General features: G+C 70.4%; 5 protein-coding genes. All 5 read left to right on the top strand.

The features are described 5' to 3' along the window. Nucleotides 1-859, top strand: an 859-nt coding sequence (locus tag D7X12_RS39330) for a hypothetical protein (protein WP_244225051.1), incomplete at its 5' end; no start/stop codon positions are given. 149 nt (nucleotides 860-1,008) lie between these two features. Next, nucleotides 1,009-3,060: an ATP-dependent zinc metalloprotease FtsH gene (ftsH, locus tag D7X12_RS39325; protein WP_120630281.1), complete on the top strand. Its 2,052-nt coding sequence runs from the start codon at nucleotides 1,009-1,011 to the stop codon at nucleotides 3,058-3,060. Between the two features lie 111 nt (nucleotides 3,061-3,171). Next, nucleotides 3,172-3,420: an RNA polymerase sigma factor region1.1 domain-containing protein gene (locus D7X12_RS39320; protein ID WP_120630280.1), complete on the top strand. Its 249-nt coding sequence runs from the start codon at nucleotides 3,172-3,174 to the stop codon at nucleotides 3,418-3,420. A gap of 85 nt (nucleotides 3,421-3,505) precedes the next feature. After that, on the top strand, nucleotides 3,506-4,096 hold the full coding sequence (locus D7X12_RS39315; RefSeq protein ID WP_120630279.1) for a nucleotide exchange factor GrpE: 591 nt from the start codon (nucleotides 3,506-3,508) through the stop codon (nucleotides 4,094-4,096). Between the two features lie 75 nt (nucleotides 4,097-4,171). Further along, nucleotides 4,172-4,789 (top strand): trypsin-like peptidase domain-containing protein (locus tag D7X12_RS39310; protein ID WP_208719582.1); only part of this gene is annotated, 618 nt, incomplete at its 3' end.

Here is a 4,789-nt window from a genome sequence, read left to right as displayed (position 1 = left end):
CACCGGCCCCCAGGCACCGGACGCCGGGGCCCAGGTGCCCGCCACCGGCCTCGAAGGGTGCCTGCTCTACGCGGACGGCAAGAAGACGGGCGCCGTGCCCAAGCAGGTCCCGGAGCTGTCCGGCCTGGCCGCGAGCCAGCGCCACCCGGGCATCTTCTGGGGACACAACGACTCCAACAACGCCTTCGAACTCTTCGCCCTGGATGAGACGGGCGCGGTGAAGGCCACGCTGACGCTCACCGGCCTGGATCCGCGCGACATCGAGGACGTGGCGGTGGGGCCCTGCGCGCGGGGGGAGAAGGCCACCTGCGTCTTCCTCGCGGACACCGGTGACAACTTCGAGCGCCGCAAGGAGGTCCGGCTGCTCCGGCTCGCGGAGCCCGCCACCGTCGCGGACGCCACCCTCCCCGTGGAGGTGCTGCCCTTCACCTACGTGGACGGTCCGCACGACGCCGAGTCGCTGATCATCGACGGGCGCTCGGGCCGCATCGCGGTGCTCACCAAGACGCGCGCCTCGCTGGGCGACCTCTACGAGGTGGAGGGGCTCAAGCCGGGCGGCGCGGGCCGGGCCACGAAGCGGGGCACCCTGCGCGTCCCCGAGGACGTGGACCGGCTCTCCACCGGCGCCGCGCTGCACCCGTCCGGGGAGCGCCTGCTGGTGCGCACGTACACCCGCGTCTGGGAGGTGCGCCGTCCGGACGCGAAGGGCCTGGAGGAGCTGATCCAGGGCCAGGTGGTGGAAGTGCCCGGCGCGAGCCAGGCCCAGGCCGAAGCCATTACCTTTCTACAGGACGGGCGCGGCTACCTGCTGGGCAGCGAGTTCACGGGGGAGCCCCTGGTCCGCGTGGATTGCCGCTGACCTGACACTCCAGCTCACCTCAGTTGTCATCCCTTCATCCCCGCCGGTTGACGGCTTGGCGGGGGTGACCATCTTTGGCCGGCTAAGGGAACCGTCACACGACATGGTGTCTGTGTGTACGGGGGAGGGGGAGGGCGAGCGTGCCGACGATGAAGCCACAGGATCTGCCGCCGGGGATGGGCCCGCGCGGAAAGAAGAACGACAAGCCAACACCCACGAAAGGTGGGTTCAAGTTCGGCTCACCACTGGGCTACATCCTCCTGCTCGTGCTGGGGTTCCTGCTGTTCCGGAACGTGTTTCAGGACGCGGGTGTCCGCCGGGTGTCGTACAGCCAACTGCGCGACGCGGTGGAGAACGGCCAGTTCAGCCGGGTGCAGATCTCCAACGAGTGGGTGAAGGGTTTCCTCAAGGACAATGCCCAGCCGCCGCCTCAAACGGGGGAGCGGGGCACGCTGCGCAGCGAGCCGAGCGCCCTGCCGTGGATGGCGTACCGCGTCCCCGGTGACGAGGGGCTGGTGCCCCTGCTGGAGCAGAAGGGCATCCAGTTCGAGGCGGTGCCGCAGTCGAGCTTCAGCGAGGTGTTGTGGATCTGGCTCATCCCCATGGGCCTGCTGATCCTCTTCTGGAGCTTCATGATGCGCCGGATGTCCGGCGGCATGGGCCAGGGTCCGCAGAGCGTCATGAGCTTCGGCAAGACGCGCGCGAAGGTGCAGGCGGAGAACGACACCGGCGTGGGCTTCAAGGACGTGGCCGGCGTGGACGAGGCCGTGGACGAGCTTCGGGAGATCGTCGAGTTCCTCAAGACGCCGGAGAAGTTCCGTCGCCTGGGCGGTCGCATCCCCAAGGGCGTGCTGCTCGTCGGCCCTCCGGGCACGGGCAAGACGCTGCTGGCGCGCGCTGTCGCCGGTGAGGCCGGGGTGCCGTTCTTCAACCTCTCCGGTTCGGAGTTCGTGGAGATGTTCGTGGGCGTGGGCGCGGCGCGGGTCCGTGACCTCTTCGCCCAGGCCACGGCCAAGGCGCCGTGCATCATCTTCATCGACGAGCTGGATGCCATTGGCAAGAGCCGCAACTCGGGCGTGGCCGGCGGCCATGACGAGCGCGAGCAGACGCTCAACCAGCTGCTCGCGGAGATGGACGGCTTCGACAGCCGCGCGGGCCTCATCATCCTGGCGGCGACGAACCGTCCGGAGATTTTGGACAGCGCGCTGATGCGCCCGGGCCGCTTTGATCGGCAGGTGCTGGTGGACCGTCCGGACAAGCGCGGCCGTGAGCGGGTGCTGGAGATCCACGCCAAGGGCGTCAAGCTGGGCACCGACGTGGACCTGAAGCAGATCGCCTCCCGCACGCCGGGCTTCGCGGGCGCGGACCTGGCCAACGTGGTGAACGAGGCGGCACTGCTCGCCGCGCGCAAGAACCGCGACGCGGTGATGCGGGCGGACTTCGAGGAGGCCATCGAGCGGGTGGTGGCGGGCCTGGAGAAGAAGAACCGCCGCATGAACGAGCGCGAGAAGGAGATCGTCGCGCACCACGAGGCGGGCCACGCGGTGGTGGGCTGGATGCTGCCGTACGCCGAGCGGGTGACGAAGGTGTCCATCATCCCGCGAGGCCTGGCGGCGCTGGGCTACACCATGTCGCTGCCCCTGGAAGACCGCTACCTCATGTCGCTGGACGAGCTGCGCGACAAGATGGCGGGGATGATGGGCGGCCGGGCCGCGGAGGAGATCTTCATCGGCGAGGTGTCCACGGGCGCTTCCAACGACATCAAGCAGGCGACGGAGATCGCCAAGATGATGGTCCGCGACTACGGCATGAGCAGCCTGGGTCCGGTGGCGCTGAGCAGCGAGCAGGGGCCGGGCTTCCTGAGGTCCGCGGCCCTGCCCGAATCGCGCAGCTACTCCGAACAGACGGCGCGGATGATCGACGAAGAGGTCCGCAAGATGGTCTCCGAGGCGCTCGACCGCGCCCGCGAGGTCCTCAACGCGAACCGCGACAAGGTGGAGGCGCTGGCCGCCCGGCTCCTGGCGACGGAGGTCATCGAGGAGGAGGCGATGGTCACCATCCTGGGGCCCAAGGTCCTGGCCCAGCGAGGGCTCTTGCACCCGGAGGCGCGCACCGTCATCTCCGCGCACCCGGTGGGCGGCAACGAGGCCGAGCCCGTCGTCCCGCCCACGCAGCACACCCACGGCAAGCTCGACTCCTGAGTGCTTGCCTGCCCCCCGGGCAGACCTTCGCCCACCGGATGCACCGCCAGCCTGCGGTGGCCGGTGGGCGAAATTACTTTCAGGAGACCTGAGCCTTAAGGAGGCGTCGCCGTGGAGAACCGCATTGGGAAGAGCTACCTCGCTCGGAAGTCATTGTTCGCCAAGGGCCTCAAGGAAGGCCGGCTCACGGTGCAGGAGATCGAGGAGGCGCTGCCTCCGGGGACGCTGACAGCCGCCGAGCGGTGGCTCCTCTACTACTCGCTGAGGGCCGCCCAGGTGGAGATCATCGACGAGGTGACGGGGCAGGTGGATCACGGCTTCATGGCCGAGGCCCCACCGCAGGCGCCTTCCAGCCACTAGGCGCGTTGACAGGGCCGCCCTCACGGTTACGTTCGCGCCGCTCATCTGAGGTCCGGTCTTTCAACCCCCTGGTGCAGGTTCGATAATGGACGGCAAGCCCCGCAGCGACGAGACCCCGGAGACGCAGCCCCCCGCCAACGCGGCGGGGGAGGCCTCTTCCACCGACTCCCCTGACGAGTCCGGCCAGGACGGCGAGGTGGCCCGGCTCCAGACGGAGCTGGAGGCGGCCCGCCGCCGGGTGAACGAGCTGGCCCGGGCCTACCAGGACCTCAACAAGGACCGCGAGGAGTTCAAGCAGCGGCTGACGCGCGAGCGCGAGCGGATGATCGACGTGGAGCGCGGCAACGTGGCCGGCACGCTCCTGGAGGCCATCGACGAGCTGGACCTGGCGCTGGCCGCCAGCCACCAGGACACCTCGCCGCTGGCCCAGGGCGTGCGGATGATCCGCGAGAGCCTCCTGGCCAAGGCGCAGTCCACCGGCATCGAGCGCGTTGAAGTGGTGGGCCGCCCCTATGATCCGAACGTGGCGGAGGCGGTGGACATGGAGATCACCCCCGTGCAGGACGATGATCAGAAGGTCGTCGCCGAGGTCCGCGCGGGCTACCGCCTCAAGGACCGCGTCATCCGCCCCGCCCGGGTGAAGGTGGCCCGGTACGTGGCCCCCGCCCAGGCCTGACGCGCCTCCTTCCGCCCCTTCCTGGCCACAGCGTCGGGAAGGGGGGACCCGGGGTGCGTGTTGGGGCCTGACGCCATGGCCCGCCGTGTAAGCTGCCGCCCCGTGCAAGTCCGACTGCTCAGCGTCCTTCTCGCGGTGGCGCTCGCCCCGGTGGCGCAGGCCTCCGAGGATCCGCTCCTGCCCTGGCTCCAGGCCCGGGTGCGCGAGCACATCGCCTGGTCCGCCGCCCCGCCCCCCGCGCCCGTCGCCAACAACGAGGGCCTGGCGGGCACGTCCGCCCTGTGGCGCGAGCGCAAGGGCGGCAGCGCGGGCCTTCCGAACTTCGTGCCGCCCACGTCGCTGGCGCCGCTCATCCGCGCGGTGGAGGCGAGCGTGGTGAACATCACCACGGTGGGCCCCGGGGCCCTGCCGGGCGTGGTGAAGCGCTCCACCGGCTCCGGCTTCGTGCTGACGCCCGACGGGCTGGTCGTCACCAACAACCACGTGGTGGCCAACGCGCAGGGCCCGCTGGTGAACCCGTCCCGCCCGCGCGGCCCGGCCGAGGGCGGCCCGCGCGAGGTGCCCCTCCAGCAGGTGTCCGTGCGGCTGGCGGACGGCCGCGAGTTCCCCGCCGAGGTGGTGGGTCGCGACGCCTCCACGGACGTGGCGCTCCTGCGCTTGAGCGGGGCGGGGCGCTGTCTCTTATTCACATCT

Source organism: Corallococcus sicarius (genome assembly GCF_003611735.1).
Taxonomy (GTDB): domain Bacteria; phylum Myxococcota; class Myxococcia; order Myxococcales; family Myxococcaceae; genus Corallococcus; species Corallococcus sicarius.
The sequence above is the reverse complement of the archived record's forward strand: the minus strand, read 5'-3'. Positions and strand labels throughout refer to the sequence as shown.

Coding starts and splice junctions, on each gene's coding strand:
- ftsH (WP_120630281.1), top strand. CDS start 1,009: ATGAAGCCACAGGATCTGCCGCCGGGGATGGGCCCGCGCGGAAAGAAG.
- D7X12_RS39315 (WP_120630279.1), top strand. CDS start 3,506: ATGGACGGCAAGCCCCGCAGCGACGAGACCCCGGAGACGCAGCCCCCC.